29 protein-coding genes are annotated in these 17,440 nt (G+C 50.3%); 28 read left to right on the top strand and 1 reads right to left on the bottom strand.

Going from position 1 to position 17,440, the window contains the following annotated elements; genetic code table 11:
- The 17 genes from NYE70_RS11430 (at position 1) to NYE70_RS11350 (ending at position 13,711) form a co-directional block, all read left to right on the top strand.
- Positions 1 to 918, top strand: a complete 918-nt coding sequence (locus NYE70_RS11430) for a RecT family recombinase (RefSeq protein ID WP_341046044.1) — start codon at positions 1 to 3, stop codon at positions 916 to 918.
- 119 nt (positions 919 to 1,037) lie between these two features.
- The gene (locus NYE70_RS11425; protein ID WP_341046043.1) at positions 1,038 to 1,259 is read left to right on the top strand and encodes a hypothetical protein; all 222 of its coding nucleotides are present in this window, start codon (positions 1,038 to 1,040) and stop codon (positions 1,257 to 1,259) included.
- Entirely contained in the window at positions 1,256 to 1,540 is a 285-nt protein-coding gene (locus NYE70_RS11420) for a hypothetical protein (protein WP_341046042.1), read from the top strand. The genes NYE70_RS11425 and NYE70_RS11420 overlap by 4 nt, the downstream gene beginning before the upstream one ends.
- Positions 1,530 to 2,288 (top strand): MBL fold metallo-hydrolase, encoded by a 759-nt coding sequence (locus NYE70_RS11415; RefSeq protein WP_341046041.1) that lies wholly within the window; start codon positions 1,530 to 1,532, stop codon positions 2,286 to 2,288. The genes NYE70_RS11420 and NYE70_RS11415 overlap by 11 nt, the downstream gene beginning before the upstream one ends.
- 150 nt (positions 2,289 to 2,438) lie before the next feature.
- On the top strand, positions 2,439 to 3,086 hold the full coding sequence (locus NYE70_RS11410) for a hypothetical protein (RefSeq protein ID WP_341046040.1): 648 nt from the start codon (positions 2,439 to 2,441) through the stop codon (positions 3,084 to 3,086).
- 16 nt (positions 3,087 to 3,102) lie between these two features.
- Complete coding sequence (locus NYE70_RS11405; RefSeq protein WP_341046039.1) at positions 3,103 to 3,531, top strand: HNH endonuclease; 429 nt, start codon at positions 3,103 to 3,105, stop codon at positions 3,529 to 3,531.
- Between the two features lie 14 nt (positions 3,532 to 3,545).
- Positions 3,546 to 4,403, top strand: coding sequence for a replication protein (locus NYE70_RS11400; protein WP_341046038.1), 858 nt, complete (start codon positions 3,546 to 3,548; stop codon positions 4,401 to 4,403).
- Positions 4,404 to 4,437: 34 nt separating this feature from the next.
- On the top strand, positions 4,438 to 4,671 hold the full coding sequence (locus NYE70_RS11395; RefSeq protein ID WP_341046037.1) for a hypothetical protein: 234 nt from the start codon (positions 4,438 to 4,440) through the stop codon (positions 4,669 to 4,671).
- Positions 4,668 to 5,984 (top strand): replicative DNA helicase, encoded by a 1,317-nt coding sequence (gene dnaB, locus NYE70_RS11390; protein ID WP_341046035.1) that lies wholly within the window; start codon positions 4,668 to 4,670, stop codon positions 5,982 to 5,984. The genes NYE70_RS11395 and dnaB overlap by 4 nt, the downstream gene beginning before the upstream one ends.
- Positions 5,985 to 6,049: 65 nt before the next feature.
- A complete protein-coding gene (locus NYE70_RS11385; protein WP_341046034.1) occupies positions 6,050 to 6,298 on the top strand; it encodes a hypothetical protein in 249 nt (82 codons plus the stop codon).
- Positions 6,299 to 6,402: 104 nt separating this feature from the next.
- On the top strand, positions 6,403 to 6,747 hold the full coding sequence (locus NYE70_RS11380; protein ID WP_341046032.1) for a hypothetical protein: 345 nt from the start codon (positions 6,403 to 6,405) through the stop codon (positions 6,745 to 6,747).
- Entirely contained in the window at positions 6,744 to 7,883 is a 1,140-nt protein-coding gene (dnaN, locus tag NYE70_RS11375) for a DNA polymerase III subunit beta (RefSeq protein WP_341046030.1), read from the top strand. Before NYE70_RS11380 ends, dnaN begins: the two co-directional genes overlap by 4 nt.
- A 1-nt stretch (position 7,884) precedes the next feature.
- Positions 7,885 to 8,571, top strand: coding sequence for a hypothetical protein (locus tag NYE70_RS11370; RefSeq protein WP_341046028.1), 687 nt, complete (start codon positions 7,885 to 7,887; stop codon positions 8,569 to 8,571).
- 19 nt (positions 8,572 to 8,590) lie between these two features.
- A complete protein-coding gene (locus NYE70_RS11365; RefSeq protein ID WP_341046026.1) occupies positions 8,591 to 9,025 on the top strand; it encodes a hypothetical protein in 435 nt (144 codons plus the stop codon).
- An 11-nt stretch (positions 9,026 to 9,036) separates the two neighbouring features.
- Positions 9,037 to 10,950 carry a DNA cytosine methyltransferase gene (locus tag NYE70_RS11360; RefSeq protein WP_341047582.1) on the top strand — a complete coding sequence of 638 codons (1,914 nt, stop codon included), beginning with the start codon at positions 9,037 to 9,039 and terminating at the stop codon, positions 10,948 to 10,950.
- On the top strand, positions 10,947 to 13,454 hold the full coding sequence (locus NYE70_RS11355) for a DNA methyltransferase (RefSeq protein WP_341046025.1): 2,508 nt from the start codon (positions 10,947 to 10,949) through the stop codon (positions 13,452 to 13,454). Before NYE70_RS11360 ends, NYE70_RS11355 begins: the two co-directional genes overlap by 4 nt.
- Positions 13,454 to 13,711: a hypothetical protein gene (locus NYE70_RS11350; RefSeq protein ID WP_341046023.1), complete on the top strand. Its 258-nt coding sequence runs from the start codon at positions 13,454 to 13,456 to the stop codon at positions 13,709 to 13,711. Before NYE70_RS11355 ends, NYE70_RS11350 begins: the two co-directional genes overlap by 1 nt.
- 15 nt (positions 13,712 to 13,726) lie before the next feature.
- Here NYE70_RS11350 and NYE70_RS11345 read toward each other — a convergent pair whose 3' ends face one another.
- On the bottom strand, positions 13,727 to 13,924 hold the full coding sequence (locus tag NYE70_RS11345; protein ID WP_341046021.1) for a hypothetical protein: 198 nt from the start codon (positions 13,922 to 13,924) through the stop codon (positions 13,727 to 13,729).
- A 78-nt stretch (positions 13,925 to 14,002) separates the two neighbouring features.
- On the opposite strand from NYE70_RS11345, the gene NYE70_RS11340 reads away from it, so the two are divergent.
- From NYE70_RS11340 to NYE70_RS11290, 11 genes are all read left to right on the top strand, one after another.
- Complete coding sequence (locus NYE70_RS11340; protein ID WP_341046020.1) at positions 14,003 to 14,326, top strand: hypothetical protein; 324 nt, start codon at positions 14,003 to 14,005, stop codon at positions 14,324 to 14,326.
- On the top strand, positions 14,326 to 14,481 hold the full coding sequence (locus NYE70_RS11335; protein WP_341046019.1) for a hypothetical protein: 156 nt from the start codon (positions 14,326 to 14,328) through the stop codon (positions 14,479 to 14,481). The genes NYE70_RS11340 and NYE70_RS11335 overlap by 1 nt, the downstream gene beginning before the upstream one ends.
- Position 14,482: 1 nt before the next feature.
- Positions 14,483 to 15,073, top strand: a complete 591-nt coding sequence (locus tag NYE70_RS11330; protein WP_341046017.1) for a hypothetical protein — start codon at positions 14,483 to 14,485, stop codon at positions 15,071 to 15,073.
- Positions 15,070 to 15,234, top strand: a complete 165-nt coding sequence (locus NYE70_RS11325) for a hypothetical protein (RefSeq protein ID WP_341046016.1) — start codon at positions 15,070 to 15,072, stop codon at positions 15,232 to 15,234. The genes NYE70_RS11330 and NYE70_RS11325 overlap by 4 nt, the downstream gene beginning before the upstream one ends.
- On the top strand, positions 15,212 to 15,511 hold the full coding sequence (locus NYE70_RS11320; RefSeq protein WP_341046015.1) for a hypothetical protein: 300 nt from the start codon (positions 15,212 to 15,214) through the stop codon (positions 15,509 to 15,511). Before NYE70_RS11325 ends, NYE70_RS11320 begins: the two co-directional genes overlap by 23 nt.
- Entirely contained in the window at positions 15,508 to 15,666 is a 159-nt protein-coding gene (locus NYE70_RS11315) for a hypothetical protein (protein WP_341046014.1), read from the top strand. The genes NYE70_RS11320 and NYE70_RS11315 overlap by 4 nt, the downstream gene beginning before the upstream one ends.
- Positions 15,667 to 15,684: 18 nt before the next feature.
- Complete coding sequence (locus NYE70_RS11310) at positions 15,685 to 15,858, top strand: hypothetical protein (RefSeq protein WP_341046013.1); 174 nt, start codon at positions 15,685 to 15,687, stop codon at positions 15,856 to 15,858.
- Complete coding sequence (locus NYE70_RS11305; RefSeq protein WP_341046012.1) at positions 15,833 to 16,039, top strand: hypothetical protein; 207 nt, start codon at positions 15,833 to 15,835, stop codon at positions 16,037 to 16,039. The genes NYE70_RS11310 and NYE70_RS11305 overlap by 26 nt, the downstream gene beginning before the upstream one ends.
- Positions 16,040 to 16,342 (top strand): hypothetical protein, encoded by a 303-nt coding sequence (locus tag NYE70_RS11300; protein WP_341046010.1) that lies wholly within the window; start codon positions 16,040 to 16,042, stop codon positions 16,340 to 16,342.
- 37 nt (positions 16,343 to 16,379) lie between these two features.
- Positions 16,380 to 16,877, top strand: coding sequence for a hypothetical protein (locus NYE70_RS11295; protein WP_341046008.1), 498 nt, complete (start codon positions 16,380 to 16,382; stop codon positions 16,875 to 16,877).
- Between the two features lie 62 nt (positions 16,878 to 16,939).
- Positions 16,940 to 17,410 carry an ArpU family phage packaging/lysis transcriptional regulator gene (locus tag NYE70_RS11290; RefSeq protein WP_341047580.1) on the top strand — a complete coding sequence of 157 codons (471 nt, stop codon included), beginning with the start codon at positions 16,940 to 16,942 and terminating at the stop codon, positions 17,408 to 17,410.
- The last annotated feature ends 30 nt before the right edge of the window (positions 17,411 to 17,440 follow it).

The following is a 17,440-nucleotide window of genomic DNA, read 5'->3' as shown; positions in this document are numbered from 1 at the left end:
ATGACCAAGCCAAACACGCAGCTGCAGGCGATCAACGAAGAAGTCGCTGTAGTCGGAAGCTATACCCAGAAACATCTCGACACTTTGAAATCCACCATTGCCAAAGGCACAAGCAACGAACAGTTCGCTCTTTTCGTCCAGACGTGCGTTCGCACGGGGCTGGACCCATTCCTTAACCAAATCTACTGCATCGTATACAACGGCAAGGACGGCCCTGTCATGAGCATGCAAATCGCAGTCGAAGGCATTGTAGCTCTCGCCAAGAAACATCCGCAATATAAAGGTTTCATCGCTTCGGAAATCCGTCAGAATGACCACTTCAAGGCGAAGATGCACACCGGTGAAGTCGAGCACGAGCCTGACGTAATGAACCCTGGCGAGACGATCGGAGCCTACTGCATCGCCTACCGCGAGGATGCGCCTAACATCATGGTAATTGTCCGCCGCGATCAGGTAGAGCACCTGCTGAAAGGGCGAAATGCTCAGATGTGGAAGGACTATTTCGATGACATGATCGTAAAACACGCCATCAAACGGGCGTTTAAACGGCAGTACGGGATTGAGGTTTCGGAAGATGAGTTCGGCACAGCACCGGGATCTACAGCGACTCCAGAAACTGAACCTGCCCGCAGGGACATTACCGACGAAGCGAACGCAGCGGGTACGCCACCGAAAGATGAACCGAAACAGACACCACAGGCGGACGACACCGATGAAATCAAGAAATGCCGCGCGGAGATGAAACGCAAGTTTGTAACTCTCGGAATCACCACTCCAGAAGGCATGGACGAATATATCCAGAATCACGGCAAGATTAAAGGCGAGAAGCCTACCCTGCCAGAGTACAAAGCTCTCCTGAAAGTCATGGACCTGCACATCGCCGAGAAGCAGGCTGCGGATGATGCGCTCCCGCTTTGAAATTTATCGACGCCTTCCTGATTGCGAGATTTGTGGAGATGAGATTGAACCAGGCAAGGTGAAATACTTGCACGGTAGGCGGTTATGCCCCATGTGCAAACGGGAACTGGAGGAGATCAATGTTGGAAAACGTGGTAGAGCAACTGGACCTGTTCGGCGGCGCTGATCTCAACCAGCAGCCGGAACCGGCCGAGAAGGTGCTCAATGGAATGTACTATGAGCAAAGCACAGGCTTGTTTGTCTCCTATGTATTGGGCAGGCGGCATTTCGAAGTTACTCCGGTTGAATGTTTGGGAGACAAAGCCTGGCAAGAGAAAACGAAAAGGGAGCGAGCGATATGAGTAACGATAGTTCGGCTTCGATCGAACCTAGAGAAGAAGTCACTTGGTTTGCACAGCAAATGGAAGAAAAACTGCGGGAGAACGATTGGAAAGGCGGTTGGAAGGACTGCCGAATTCAATACCTTTTCGAAAAACTGGATGAAGAGGTCCACGAATTGTCCGTGTGCATTTCAAACGAAGAAGTTATAAAAGAAGCTGCTGATGTTGCGAATGTGGCAATGATGATCGCCGATATAGCCCGGACACTTGTTGAACAGCGGAGTCAGGATAATGAAGGTTGAAATTCTCGCAACCGGATCAGACGGCAACTGCATCTTTCTCCAAAGCGGCTCCACCGGGATCCTAATCGATGCCGGCAAATGGAAGCGGGACCTTGAAAAGAAACTGCTGGCTAGGGGCATCAATGCAGCGACCGACATACAGGCGGTATTCATCACTCACAGCCACAGCGATCATGTCAAAGGCCTTACGCTGGCTAGTAAGTACCGCATGCCAGTTTATGCAACGCATGGCGAATGGCAGAAGATCAGCGGCGTAGATGGGGAACTACGGCAGGTCCTTGAAACGACATACAGTAAGTATGACACGATCGAGCTTGGCAGCCTATGCGTGCATCCATTCCAGACCCATCACAACACCCTTGAGCCGGTCGGGTACGCCGTAGAGGATGACAGCGGAAACCGCGCCTGCGTAGTGTTTGATACCGGGCACATCGACTCCGACATGCTGGAGATGATGGAGGGCAATATCTACATCATAGAGGCTAACCACGATCTGGACATGCTCGAGAACGGACCCTATGACGCCTATCTCAAAGACCGAATAACCGATCCGCACCGGGGCCATCTGAGCAACGATCAGACAGCAGCAGCATTGCAAGAGCTGATCAAGGGCAAGGGTGAGCGAATCTACTTGACCCACTTGAGCAGCAACAATAATACGCCGGAGCTTGCTTCGCAGGCGGTCCGGATGGCGCTCTTTGAAAAAAAACTTATCAATAAACGAGATTATCATCTGGAAGTCGTTTGAGGAGGCGAATCCTATCGACTTTACAAAAATGAAGTTCGGAGTGATCCAGCACGCAGACGGTTTGATCATTGTGATCGATGGGGAATTCCTAGGGCCTTTTAAAAGACACCAAGTCATGAAAATAAGACGGATATTTAAGGAGGAATTACATTGCCAAAAGTCTTAATTACGAACGGTTCTGTGATTGGAACGTGGTACGCAGGCAAAACAGGAAAGATTTATGACATCTCGCATGTTTCTACAGAAGTTTACATGATGAAAGAAAACGATCTCCCTGCCCCTTTTCATAAAGCGGTCCGGAAGGAAGACGGGGAGCTCCTTTACACCGAAGCCGAATACAACAAGATCCTTCAGCAACGGGAAAAGGCGATTAACGATCTAGCCAAGCATGCCCAGACGATCGTGGATATGCAAAAAGAGAAGCTACGGCTTCAAGATGAAGTCGATATGCCAAGGGATAAAGTGGAGCTTCCCCGGGATGTGTTCAATGCGATCGAATCATTTCGGGATAACGGCTGGAGCCCCGAAGATATCTTCTTGGTCTCCGATCGTCCTGACGACGGAGAATGGGCAGCCACTTTGTATAAGTGGAGAACAAGCTCCGCTTCCGCGGGAAGGAAACTCCTGAATGCCCTGGTCAACGGCTACACCGTCGAGCAATCGCCGGAGGAACAGCTGCAGGAAAAGATTGAAGCTTTAATTCAGGAGTGGTATTGCTCACCGTCTGTTGAAGATTTAGCCAAGGGAGTAAAGCCCCTCGCCAGTCGTATCGTTGAGCATGCAAAGCAATTAACCTGAACGTTGGTGAGGATATATGAAACTGAACGAATCAATCGAAATTTTCTCTGACGAACGCGCGGTTCATATATGCGATCAGTGCGAGGAACGAACAATCGGTCCACTTCTTTATTGGAAAGAAAGAGACTTCACATTGTGCTCTGAATGTGTTCAGCGCTCATATGACCTTTTATTCCAGCCATCGGGCCCAACTGAAAAAACTAAGACGAAAAAGAAACAAGCTATACCAGCAAAACTAAAGAAGGACGTCTTCGAGAGAGATGGATATCGCTGTAGGTATTGCGGATCATTCAAAGACCTAACTGCAGACCATATCTTTCCTGAGTCTCGCGGTGGAACGACGACCTTTGAAAATTTGGCTACTGCATGTTCAAACTGCAACACCAAGAAAGGTGCGCGGACACCAGAAGAAGCAGGCATGTTTCTAAATGAAGGCGTCAGCTGAAAGAGTGAGGTGGAATGGCTAGCCCACAACCTGATAAATTCACGAAGTTATCTAACGAGCTGTTAGAACAGGTTCCTAAGTTCAAATTAAACGGGTCCCAGTTGCGAATGATCATGATCATCTGGCGCTACACATACGGATTTGGAAAAAAAGAAGCGGAATTGTCAATTTCATTCTTGGCGGAAGCGATGGATATGGTTAGGCGGCAAGTGACTCGCGAACTATCTGAGCTCATCAGAATGAATGTCGTTCAAGTCGTTTCTGAGCAAAAAGGGACCCGTTCCCGAATTATCCGATTCAATAAAGACTATGAGTCATGGAAGGTGGTAGAGGTGTCTAAAAAGACAACTCAACTCGAATTATTTAGTGGTGACGAATTAGACACCACAGGGATGACTAATCAGACACCTCTAGAGGGCTCTAGTGGTGACGAATTAGACACCCAAAAAAGAAAGTATTTAAAGAAAGGTTTTAAAGAAAAGGAGATTATGTTTGAAACCTTCTATTCTTTATACCCAAGGAAAGCAAATAAAGCATACGCAGAAAAGACCTGGAGCAAGTTTTGCAAAAAGGAAGAGTTCGATCCGGATATCGTTATCGATTACACCTTCAATTTCGTTGAGACATGCAATCTTCTTAATACGGAAACCAAGTTCATACCGCATGCCTCAACCTATTTAAACCAAGAGAGATGGAAGGACTACCCTATCGTTGATCCTGAAGGATTAGCACAGAACGGTAACGATAAACTTTCGGACAACCTCAACTTTTTAAAAAATCATATAGGGGGTGCCGACGGTGACGGAGCAAGAAGTCAGCTTAATCCTGGTAAAGGCTTGCGCGGCCTTCCCGAACAGTGCCCCGAACCTTAGCAAGAATCCAGGGATTCATCGGCTATGGTGCGAAATGCTCGCCGACATCGATGGGGAGCGGGCCTTGAGAAACCTGCACTACTACATCCAGACGAAACACTTTTTCCCGGAAATCTCCGACATCATCAGGGCCGATCTGGAAGAACTCACCGATTACGAACAGCAAAAGCAAGAAACAACCTTTCTGTTGGAGCAAAAAGAGGACTGGTGGGAAAACGCCACTCCACCGCCTGACGACATCATGAAGAAATGGGGTGGGCGACGATGAACGGTCTGTATGAAGCTGAATCTTCCGTCCTGGGCAGCTTTCTACTACAGCCTGACTTGATGGATAGCTGCTACTTGTCACCGGATGACTTTATTGCGGATGATCGGCACTCATTAATTTTCGAGTATATGAAATTTGTATACGAGAAGGACGGAACCATTGATTTGACGTTGATGGCGAGCAGGTCGGGGAACAGGCTTGCAAGAATGGGTGGGATTAGTTATCTGAGTCAGTTATCATCTTCAGTTCCGTCTCTTTCGGGATTTGCAAAGTACCAGGCTATCATCAGGAATGGTTACATTCAGCGGAAGTCCACCGAACTGATGGAGGCTATGGCAGCCAGAGGCGTAGAGGATGGGATCGACGTCCATAAACACTTGGCTGAGACTCGTTCTAAGTTGGAAGAGCTTGCCGAACTTGCTCCAAGGGTGGAAGGAACAGGGCTAGTCAAAATGTCAGATGTGTTAGTGGACCATATATCTGACCTTCAAGAACGAGCAAAAAAGAAGGGTATGACTGGTCCGCCGACTTTGTCCAAAAAACTAGATCGCATGACAGGCGGGCATCAAAAGGGAGACTTTGAGATCATTGCGGCTCGCCCCAGCATGGGGAAGACGGCATATATGGGGAATGACGCTATTGCAGCGGGCCGGGCTGGAGCGGTAGTCGGTATCTTCTCAGCGGAGATGGCTTCAATAACAGTGACGGAAAGATTCATATGCTCGCTGGGAAATCTCGATAGCCATAAGATGCGCTCAGGTGGATTCTCTGATGAGGATTGGGAGAGATACAGTCACGCCCGGGATGAATTGGAAAGGCTGCCGATCTACATCGACGAAACTCCGGGGGCGACATTGCATCACATCCGAAGCGAGACCAAGCGCTTAGTCAAAGATAACCCCGGGTGCCCAATAGTTATTTACATCGACTACCTCCAACTCATTTCATCAGGAATTCATTTTCAAAATCGGAGCGAAGAGGTGGCCTACGTGAGCCGTAATCTGAAGCTTATGGGACGTCAATATGGGATTACTGTTATTGCATTGGCTCAACTCAGTCGGAATGTTGAACAACGGCCGGATAAACGACCAATGCTTTCAGATCTCAGGGAATCAGGATCTTTGGAGCAGGATGCCGATATCATTACATTCATTTACCGAGATGATTATTACAACAAAGACTCTGAGAAAAAGGGGATTGCCGAAATAATTATCGCAAAAGGCCGGAATATTGGCATTGGGACTGTGGAAATGGCATTCCTAAAACAATTTTCTAAATTCGCTGACATTGAGTACGAGAAGAAGGCGGGCTGAAGCGAATGGCAAAAATACCTGATCGGATCGACAACGATGACGAATTCAATGAGCTATGTGGCCGAATGGTAAAGTGCGCCGAACTGATCGAGGATCCTTTAAGCACTCCGGATGAAGTCGAAACGTACAAAGCTGCCTACGACCGGATGTGGCGAGTGATCGAAGCATATCGGCAGCGGGCTAGTGGACGGGGGTATTATCCGGCGCCGCCTGAAACCGTACCTGCGGCGACAACAACACCACCGCCACTGCCGGAACCTAAACGAGAACCGGAAAAACCAAAGCCTAGCCTGTCGGCCTGGCTGGATGATTAAGAAAGGAAGGTGCAAGGATGAGAAGAGTCTCAATTCGCAAGCTTCTGACGATTCCGAATTTGCCCACACACTACAGGCATGAACTTCAATCAAAGCTTAACCACTTGAAATATCAACGAAAATATAAAACCGATCTTTGCCCTATCTGCGGTGATAAACTAGAGCGAAATTCATGGTACGAGGATCATTGGGGGCAGGTTGAATCAATCGAGCAATGTGGACAATCTTACGACAGAACTCATTTCAAAGATCATTATTCGTACGGTTACACCGACTTGATTGCTGGAGATTTTGAGGCCAGTTATAACTATAAAACTCCTGTCGAGGAGATTGATCGATTAAGGGCCAAATGGCTGCTTGCTGCAACAGCATACAAGGAACGATGCAAGAAAAATCGGAAGCTTGCATATCGCAAGTCAAAAAGCCAGCAAAGGAGGAAGCGGACGTGAAAATTACCATCCTGAAACAATGGCTGAACGAAGCCATCCAGCACGTCTCCAAAGCGATCAGCAGCAAGACCACCATACCGATCCTGACCGGAGTAAAGCTGGATGTCACCGACCAGGGCGTCACGCTCACGGCGAGCGATATTGATACCACAATCCAAGCCAGCATCCCGGCTGAAACTCAAGACGGCGCCGAAATCGTTAAGATTGAGCGCACGGGCAGCGTGGTCCTCCCGGCAAAGTTCTTTGTGGAGATCATCAAGAAGCTGCCGAAAGACGAGGTAAGCATCGAAACCGATGCGAGCTTTACAACGACGATCAAATCCGGAAAGACCAAGATCGACATGGTCGGCATGGACCCGGAAGAGTTTCCGGTGGTACCGGCACTGAGCGATGGCCAGACCATCTCCATACCAGGAAGCGACCTGAAGGATCTGATCAAAGAGACGGCCTTTGCAATATCAACCAACGAAAGCTCTCCGATTCTTACGGGAGTCAAGTGGGAGTTACAGCCTGGGAAGCTGAATCTGCTCGCAACCGATCGTCACAGACTGGCGACGGCGGCCATGGAGATCGATGAGAAGGTCAAACCTGCAACATTCGTCATCTCCGGTAAGACGCTGAATGAGCTGATCAAGATTATACCCGATAAGGGCGAGCCGGTCGGAATATCAGTGAGCAAGAGTCAGGTCCTGTTCCGGATTGGAGAGGTACAGTTTTACTCCCGGTTACTGGACGGAACCTTCCCGGACACTTCGAAGATTGTTCCGACCAGCTTTAAAAGTGAACTGGTCGTTAAAACAAAATCCCTTGTCGAAGCACTGGACCGGGCCTTCCTCATGGCGCGTGAAGAGAAGACGAATATCGTTCGTATAGAAGCGGCTGGGGAGAGCGCGGTGAGCATTGAATCAGCATCGAGCGGGCTCGGCAAAGTCAACGAGCAGCTAGAGGCCGAGAGCATCGACGGCGACGCTGTCCGTATCTCCTTCAACTGCAAATACATGCTCGACGCGCTGAAGGTCATCGACAGCGAGCATGTAAAGATGGGATTCACAGGAGCCATGAGCCCGATCATCGTAACGCCAACGGACGGCAAGGAAAGCCTGTACCTGATTCTGCCGTATAGGACGGCCAACTGATATGCGTCACGTGGGAGTAGACCCGGCCACGCATACAGGGTTTGTAGCGCTGGGTCCTGACGGATCGTTACTCGGATGGACGGAGTTTGTAGGCAAAGGAGACTCTGCACCAGCTCGGATAAACATGATTCTGAATGAAATCTACAGCCATTTAAGGCCAGATGACAATGTCTGCATAGAAGGATTTGCAATGGAGGCCAAGTTCGATACCAATAAGGTTTCGACCGGCTACAACTGGGCGGCGAGGCTGGCAACAGATCGGAAGGTGGGCACGTTCATTTCGGCAACACCTAACCAGCTCAAGAAATTTGTAAATGTCGATGAGTGGGAAGGCGAACCCGGAAGCAAAGTGAAGTTGGACGGCAAAGAGGTTAAGCGCCGCGTTATGGTTGCTGTTGAAGATCACTGGGGGCATAAGCCTCGGACGGATAATATCGCAGATGCTTACGTACTCGCTCGGATTGCCGAGGCAGTATATGACGTCAAAAGCCGCGGAATCGCAGGTGCTTATCTAGCAGCGCTCAGTATATACCCGAAGTACCAGCAAGAGGTCATCATGGCCATTATTGACCCGAGCACGGTGAAAAAGCCAAAGTCAAAACCAAAATCAAAAACGAACAAACGCCGAGGGAAGCCTGCGGCGGCGGACAGTCACACCCAAAATACAGAACAGACGTGCTTATTTTAGCCGAAAGGAGGCCGAAATCATGCCAAAACTGGACTTTGAGATAAAGGAAAGCATCCCGCAATTACTCGAGGATGAGTACATCACCCGGGGTGAGGCTCGAATCCTGAACGCATATTTTTCGAGTGTTTCCCGCAAAGAGGCGGCGAAGCGATTGAACATAGAAATCAACTCGTTGCAATCTATGCTAGCAAAGCTCGTACGGGATGGTGTGTTGATCAGAATATCTAAGGGAGTGTTGGAGCTTACGGATGATGCGATCACGATCAAGAGAAAGACTCCTAACTCCCCACCTCCGGTGGTAGAAACGCCACTGGACATTAGTAACGAAGAGCGGAAGTGGATGCTCCAACACTACGATGGCCGGAAACGATCAGAGGCAGCCAAGAAGCTCGGCCGCAGTAAATATGATATCTGCCGGATGGCCATCGCGCTCGGGCTTGATCGGAAGAATTGAGGAGGGTGAACATGCAGGAAATCATCGTTGATAACTTTGCCGGAGGCGGCGGAGCATCCACAGGAATCGAGCTCGCAACCGGCCGCAGCGTAGACATCGCCATTAACCACGATCCGGCAGCGATCGCCATGCACCGAGCAAATCACCCGGAGACGGAGCATTATTGTGAAAGTGTCTGGGATGTTGATCCGAAAGCGGCAGCTGCTGGAAGACCGATAGGGTTGGCATGGTTCTCACCAGACTGCAAGCACTTTTCCAAGGCGAAGGGTGGAAAACCTGTAGAAAAGAAAATCCGGGGCCTTGCATGGATCGTGCTGAAGTGGGCTGGAAAAGTGCGGCCAAGGGTCATAATCCTTGAAAATGTCGAGGAATTTAAAACATGGGGACCAGTACGGAAGGGGCGTCCTGTAAAAAGCAAAAAAGGCCAGACCTTTGAGCATTGGAAGGCGCAACTCGAAAGCCTTGGATACAAGGTGGAGAGCCGGGAACTGCGGGCATGTGATTATGGGGCCCCTACTATCCGCAAACGGTTTTTCTTGATAGCCCGCCGAGACGGTCGCCCGATAGTCTGGCCAGAACCTACGCACGGTGATCCAGAAAGTGATGAGGTTAAGACCGGTAAGCTTAAGCCTTGGCGGACAGCTGCGGAGATCATCGATTGGTCGATTCCATGCCCGAGCATCTTCGAACGGAAGAAGCCTCTGGCGATGAATACAGAGCGCAGGATTGCCCGGGGCATTCAAAGGTTCATTCTGGACAACCCGAATCCGTTTATCACTCCATACATCATCAAGGTCAACCACAAATACGATCAATTCCGAGGACAGAGCATAGAAGAGCCAATGCAAACCATTACGGCAACGAACGGATGGGGGTTGGTAACGCCGTACATCGCCCGGATCGGTCAGACTGGGTTCGGTGGAGATAGGATGCAATACGAAGCGACAGACCCGTTGACTACGGTAACAACAAAGGCGGAGCACCTACTTGTTACTCCGATTCTTGGGGTAAACACGTCTGGACATCCCGGCAGCTCGCCAGATGAACCACTCCGAACTATCACAACAGGAAATCATCATATGGTCGTCAGTCCCACGCTTATAGAGATCGGTTACGGCGAGGGACCGGGGCAAGCTCCGCGAGCTCCTGGATTGCAGAAGCCCCTCGGCACTGTGGTTTCTGGCGGACGGAAACATGCGGTGGTAGCGGCATTCCTGGCTCGCCATTTTGGTCAATCTGTGGGCAGTGCCGCTGATGAACCAATCGGAACGGTCACTGCTGGAGGCGGTGGGCATAGTGCATTGGTTACGGCACATATAACAAAATTCCGTGGTGGCGCTACGGGACATCCAGTTTACGAACCTTTACACACTATCACGAGCGGTGCTGGGTCTGCTCGCCCGGCAGGTGCAGCACATGCACTCGGGCTGGTCACATCTCACTTAATCAAGATGCGCGGTACCAATATCGGTCACGCCGCCGACGAGCCAGTTCATACAATTACCGCTGGTGGATTGCACATAGGAGAGGTCCGGGCTTTCCTTCTGAAATATTACGGCAGCGCAGACAACGGCCAGCAGCTGGACGAGCCACTGCACACCGTCACAACAAAAGACAGATTCGGGTTGGTCACGGTCGAGGGTGTGGATTATCAAATCGTTGACATCGGAATGCGGATGCTGGAACCCCATGAGTTGTTCGCAGCACAGGGATTCCCGGACAACTACATCATTGATGTGGACGCGGATGGCGTCCGGTACCCGAAGAGCGCTCAGGTTGCAAGATGTGGGAATGCAGTTCCTCCGCCATTCGCGGCGGCGCTGGTTCGGTCGAATCTGCCGGAACTATGCACGGGATCGGGACAACAGCTGACGCTTGAACGATATAAGCCGATGGCGGTAGGGCAGGTGGAATTCAGCCTATGAGCTACATTGACTTCCTCAGATCCAAAATCGAGATAGCCAGGGAGACCGGATTCATCGTCTACCCGGATGAAATACATCCAATATGCAAACCGCATCAGCGGGATTCAATAGTCTGGGCAATCCGAGGTGGTCGCCGGGCGTTGTTCGAAGCCTTTGGGTTGGGAAAGACGGTGCAGGAGTTGGAATTTTGCAGGTTGGTGGTGAAATACCGCGGCGGCAAAGCAATGATTGTCCTCCCACTGGGCGTGAAGCTGGAGTTCGAAAATGACGCTGTGAACCTGCTGGGGCTGGAGAAGCCAGAGTATGTTCGGACCATGGCAGAGGTTGAAGCAGCTGCAGGATCCATCCTGCTTACCAATTACGAACGGGTTAGGGACGGAGACATTGACCCGACTTACTTCACAGCCTGCGTCCTGGATGAGGCGAGTGTGCTGCGCGGATACGGCACCAAGACCTATCAAACGTTCCTCGACAAGTTCAAAGGCGTACCGTTCAAGTTGGTTTGTACGGCTACCCCGAGCCCGAACAAGTACAAGGAGCTGATCCATTATGCCGGCTTCCTCGAGGTAATGGACACAGGGCAGGCGCTCACACGGTTCTTCCAGCGGGATAGCACCAAGGCCAATAACCTGACGATTTACCCGCACAAGGAGGATGAGTTCTGGCTTTGGGTATCGACCTGGGCGCTGTTCATCACTAAGCCTTCGGACCTCGGATATTCCGATGAGGGTTACGATCTTCCGCCGTTGGACCTGCAGTATCACGAGCTCCCGGTTGATCACAGTGCGGCCGGAGCCGAAAAGGACGGGCAGTTACTCCTCCTCAGGGATGCGGCAATCGGACTAAAGGATGCAGCGCGGGAGAAGCGGGAAAGCATCGGTGCGCGGGTTGCCCAGGTTGTGGAGATCGTCAAAGCCAACACCCCGAAACAGGTCGTCGTTTGGTGCCACCTCAATGATGAGCAGGACGCTATCGAGCGGGCATTAACCGCCGAAGGGATCACCGTCGCCTCCGTGTATGGCAGCTTGTCACATGAAGAGAAGGAGCAGCGCGTTCTGGATTGGAAGGCTCAGAAATATACCGTTCTCCTTTCCAAACCGGAGATACTTGGGTCCGGCGCCAACCTGCAGCAAAGCCATATCGCTCTCTTTGGCGGAATCGATTACAGCTTTAACGATACGATCCAGGCGGTTCACCGGATTCACCGCTTCCAACAGCAGAACCGCTGCCAGATTCATTTTGTCTACATGGAAAGCGAATCCGAGATTCTTAAGACGCTCATGGACAAGTGGCGGCAGCATGATTACCTGGTCGGCAAGATGGTCGAGATCATCAAAAAATATGGATTATCGGGCACATCGGTTATCGACAAGTTGGCCCGCACGATTGGAGTTGAGCGCGTGAAGTTACAAGGCGAACGGTGGACGGCCGTAAACAACGATTGCGTACTGGAGACGGCGGAAATGCCTGAGAATAGCATCGACCTGATCCATACTTCGATCCCGTTCTCAAACCATTACGAATACACGCCGAGTTATAACGACTTCGGTCATAACGAGGACACCGAGCGGTTTTTCGAGCAGATGGATCACCTAACGCCGCAGCTGCTAAGGATCCTTAAGCCCGGCAGGGTGGCGGCTATCCACGTAAAAGACCGGGTATTGTTCGGGAATGCAACGGGTACCGGAATGCCGACGATGGAACCTTTCCACGCGATGTGCATCGATCACTACCGGCGGCACGGGTTCCAATACTTCGGGATGATCACGGTTGTGACAGATGTGGTCCGGGAAAACAACCAAACTTATCGCCTGGGTTGGTCGGAGCAGTGCAAGGACGGGACGAAAATGGGGGTAGGATGCCCTGAGTATATCCTGCTGTTCCGCAAACTCCCGAGTGATACGAGCCGGGCCTACGCCGATGATCCGGTCACCAAGACCAAAGAAGATTACACCAGGGCACAATGGCAAATCGATGCTCATGGATACTGGAGGTCGAGCGGAGACCGGCTGCTGAGCAAGGAAGAGCTCGCGGCAACTCCGGTCAAGAACCTTCAGGATGCATTCCGCCAATACTCGAGGGGCAATGTCTACAGCTACGAGGAACATATCGAGCTGGCAAAGAAGTTGGACCGAGATGGGAAGCTCCCGGCGACGTTTATGGTGGTCGCTCCGGGATCCTGGACAGACGAAGTATGGGACGACATCAACCGGATGAGGACTCTTAACACTTCGCAGAGCCAGCGCCGCCAGCAAATGCATGTATGCCCGCTTCAAATCGACATCGTTGAGCGAATCATAAACCGCTACACAAATCCCGGAGATCTTGTTCTTGATCCATTCGGTGGCCTGATGACTGTCCCATACATGGCGGTGAAGATGGGGCGCCAAGGATACGGCATCGAACTAAACGCGGATTATTTCCGGGATGGAGTCGGGTACCTGAAGGCGGCAGAAGCCGAAGTCGAGATGCCAACGCTGTTCGATATCGAGGGGCTGGCATGATGCAGCAGATCAAATGGGAAGAGGGCAGGGCCATCTATGAAGAGGCTCGGAGTTCCCCTCCCGGCGACTGGACGCACGATCTGAGCACCATTCGCGAAGGTCCGGCCAGACTCGTTACTCGAGTCGCCACCCCGGATGGCTTGGAGATAGTCTACTTCCGTACTTCTGACGGAGCGGGGGCATGGCCGGGAGCGAATTGGGATCGGTTTGCGGTACCGCGGGCGCCGGTGGAGATGGAGCAGATGACTTTGTTCTAAAGTGAAAAGATCAAATTATTCCATATCCAGATTAAAACTCTTGATCCATCTTGATCTCAATTTAGTGACGTACTCAAATTGAGATTCCCAATAAATTCTTTTCTCTGGAGCTTCTTTATAAAAGGTGATCATTTCCTTAGCGTGATTCATATCAAAAGCAAGTTCGTTCATCATCTCTTCGATACGACCAATTCTAACGTGCGAAGCAGGCATTCAAAACAACCTCTTTTCTATTTGGATTTTCATCATCAATAGTACGGTAAAAAAGCGAGATTTGAAAGGGTGATAGAAGTGGACAGAAACAAGCTTGTAACGGATTTACGAGAGGCGAACGCCGCGGCAAAGGCTGCAGCTGATGCAGTTGGAGACGGAGGGACGGCGAACCTTGATTCAGTTTTCCTCCGGATTCCCCGTCAACGTGAAGTGAAGGTGCTGCAAGCTATTAAGGATGCCGGTCTTTATTGCCGGGGGAAACGCCAATGGATTGGTCAGGGCTATATGATCACGCCAACAAGCGGCGGTCAAGGGAATAAGCGTGCAAAGGCAGCCGAAGTAATGACCAAAGAATTGAATGATCGCGGATGGGATGCACTGACCTTTTACAAGGTGGACTGATGAGTGAAAGCCAGTCGAAGGAAGCGATCGTCATCGATTACCGCGTCCTATACGATCGGCTCAAAGAGACATCAGCCGCCACGTGGACCCGGGAAATGGAGTTGTTCTCCAAGCTGTACTACTGGAAATTAAATGATCTAAGGGAGGATAAATGACATGAAATTTATCAGTGAGTTAGTTCGGGAAGCGCACAAAAACGCCGTCAGCAAAGGCTGGTGGGAAGAGGATCGAAGTTTCGGAGAAATCATCGCCCTGATCCACTCGGAAGGATCTGAAGCACTGGAGGATTTCCGGAACGGAGCTGAACCTCACGCGACTTGGTATGAAAAGAAAACTGGTACAGAGATCAGACTGGCGACTGAACCAGTTGACGAAACATGGAAACCCTGCGGAATTCCATCGGAGTTGGCCGACATCTGCATCCGGATATTTGACACCGCAGGACGGTATAACTGGGGATCGCGTTTGGAAGCATCGGCAATAGAATCTATCGAACGTTGCTTCAAATCCGATGAAAAATACAATTCTTTCCCTGAGCATCTAACCAGCATACATTTCGACCTATCTCAAGCATGGAATTACAGAGCACGTGGAAGTGAAAGATTGGCAATAGCTTGTTTGGGTCATGCCCTAAATGGGGTCAGATGCGTCGCTGCAAAATACAACATCGGTCTGGATCAGGCAATCGCCGAAAAGATGGCCTACAACGCTACACGGCCACACCGGCATGGGGGCAAGGTGTTATGACAATCCAGAAAGGCGACATCATCAACAAGCCGGTAACGGTGCTTAAAGTCAACAAAGGCAAACCGTCGGTGATTTCAGTAGACGGCCGTGAATACGTATGGCGGCCAGATGGAAGCCCATCCGAGAAGGGAGCCGGAAATGAGCGAACCGATCGAAGATAAAGACAAAATCATCGCATCGTTACGGGAACAACTCTGCGAAGAACGTGAGAATACAGCCCACTGGATATGCAAGTATCACGGCGAAGCGAACCTGTTCCGGAAGCAGAATCACACGCTTGGCAGACTCCGGGCAGACATAGCTTGGATCCGGGAGCGGTTCGAAGCTGAATGGACCTATGAACTGGGTACCGGGGAAGTTGTGCTGGAGATACTTGAGCGGTTGGAGAAGGCTGCGGGGGTAGGCACAAAGAGTGCAATAAGGAGGGAAGAAAATTGAGAGTAAAGTATGTTGGCGGTATGGACTTTTTCGATGGGCTAACAACTGGCGTTGTATATACGGTTATTGGAGAAAACGAAAGCCAATACGTTGTGGAAAATGACTTAGGGGCAACGAGTACCATTCAAAAAGCAAAGTTTGAAATTGTTTTGTAGTTCGAGGAGGGGGGCAGATTGAAACAGCAAAAAGTAGTGAGAACATATCCGAAGGGATATCTAAATCCAACATCAGCATTAAGCGATGCTTTGAATTCTGGTTGGGTAGTGGTAATGTCTAACCCTTTTGATTGCGGAAAAGGTGAAAAAGGAACGGAGTACATTCTTGAAAAAACAACTCCAAATAAATAGTACGAGCGAAGGAGCGATTACGATGGCTCACTACGAATGCAAGTATTGTGACCGGCCAGAAGGGTTGTACGGTATCCCGATCACCGTCGGAGATGAAGAGATTTGTGCCTGTGGTGCGGAATGGGCAGATGCAAAGATACTCGTCAAGGATGAAGATGAGGAAGAAAGGTGGGACGGGTAGATGAAAAGCGCCACTGTAACTCTAAGTTATGAGGACTTCGAGGAAATCAAGAAGAAGGCTCACCTCTATGAAGTAACCAAGGAGAGTAATCAGGCCAGAGAGGAACGGCAAGTAAAATTCATAGAAACTTTATGCCAAGCCATCGAAAAAGCCAACGACAGCAAGTCGCCCGAGCACAAGCAGCATTACATCTCCCAGGGCATTCGAAAGATCTGCGAGCATTACGGCATAGACTTGGCAGAGTATGGGGAATTGGACGAGGGACATGATCCTGAAGCCGAGAAACCTGTCAAATCCAACTGAAATTATTCCAATAATTATTCCGAGAGGGGAAATTCAAATGTCTATCACAATCAAAGCACTTTTTAATAAACAAACACGCGACAGCAAAAAGGAATCTATGACTTTCTGGGTCAAGGGTGAGGATGAGGAAAGGGAAGAGCTCCGCGCATTATCCCGCAGCGTTGTTTCCTTGGCGATCGACGGCGAAGACGACTACAAGGTCGAAGCGGAGTTCAAAAAGCTGAACCGGGACGACAAAAAGACGGTGCTTGAATTTGAGGTTAAGGGCGGCACGTCCGAGGAGAGCAGCAGCGCGTTCTATAGCCGTTCTGGAACTGACGTAGTTCTGACGATCGCCAAGGCCAGCCAGACGGTTAAAGAGTTCCGAGAGCATCAGAAGAAGTACCGAGAAGGTGTGAAAGGTACGATCAACCTGGACGGCACGGTCGATGTGGAGGATAAGAACCAGATGACGATCGAGGAAGCTGCGGCTGCGGCGAATGATGATCCGATGGCCGGAGTAGACGATAAGGATTCCGATGTGCTACCAGAGTAACATTAAGCCCCGGCTTCGGCCGGGAATCCCCATCATCCTGGAGGTGAGTGCAATTGGGGCAAATGAGTTTTCTTCCCGAGATTGATCGAAAGCTAACCCAAGCAGCCGTAGAGGATGCTTTGGAAAGATACCGGATGTACAAGTTCCTTATTGATGATGAAGATCGAGAGGCGAGCATAACGGCCGGATACAATGAGCGATTACACGGCCCAACCAATACGACCAGTGATCAAACGGCAGATATAGCAATACACAATGTTGACAAGCAAGCTAAGCGCAAATCGTACTGTGATCGGATTGAACGAGTAGTCCGGCGAATGCCTCGGATGGAACGTTTCCTGATCGAAGAGCGCTACCTAACCAAGGAACATGACTATATCACTGATTACTACGTGTACAATCAAGTATTCCAACCGCCGCTCAGCGAGGGGAAATACGGGAAGATCAGGTGGAAGGCGTTTTATAAATTGGCAAGTGATTTGAATCTGTTGGTTGAGAAAACGGAACAAGAATGCGATGAAGGGGCAAGTTAGGCAAGCCCCTTCTCATAGCCTATTAAGGGT

Origin of the sequence: Paenibacillus sp. FSL R5-0407 (assembly GCF_038009185.1) — a bacterium.
In the GTDB taxonomy this organism is placed as follows: domain Bacteria; phylum Bacillota; class Bacilli; order Paenibacillales; family Paenibacillaceae; genus Fontibacillus; species Fontibacillus vini.
Note: the sequence above shows the minus strand (reverse complement) of the source record. Positions and strands in the feature narration are given on the sequence as shown.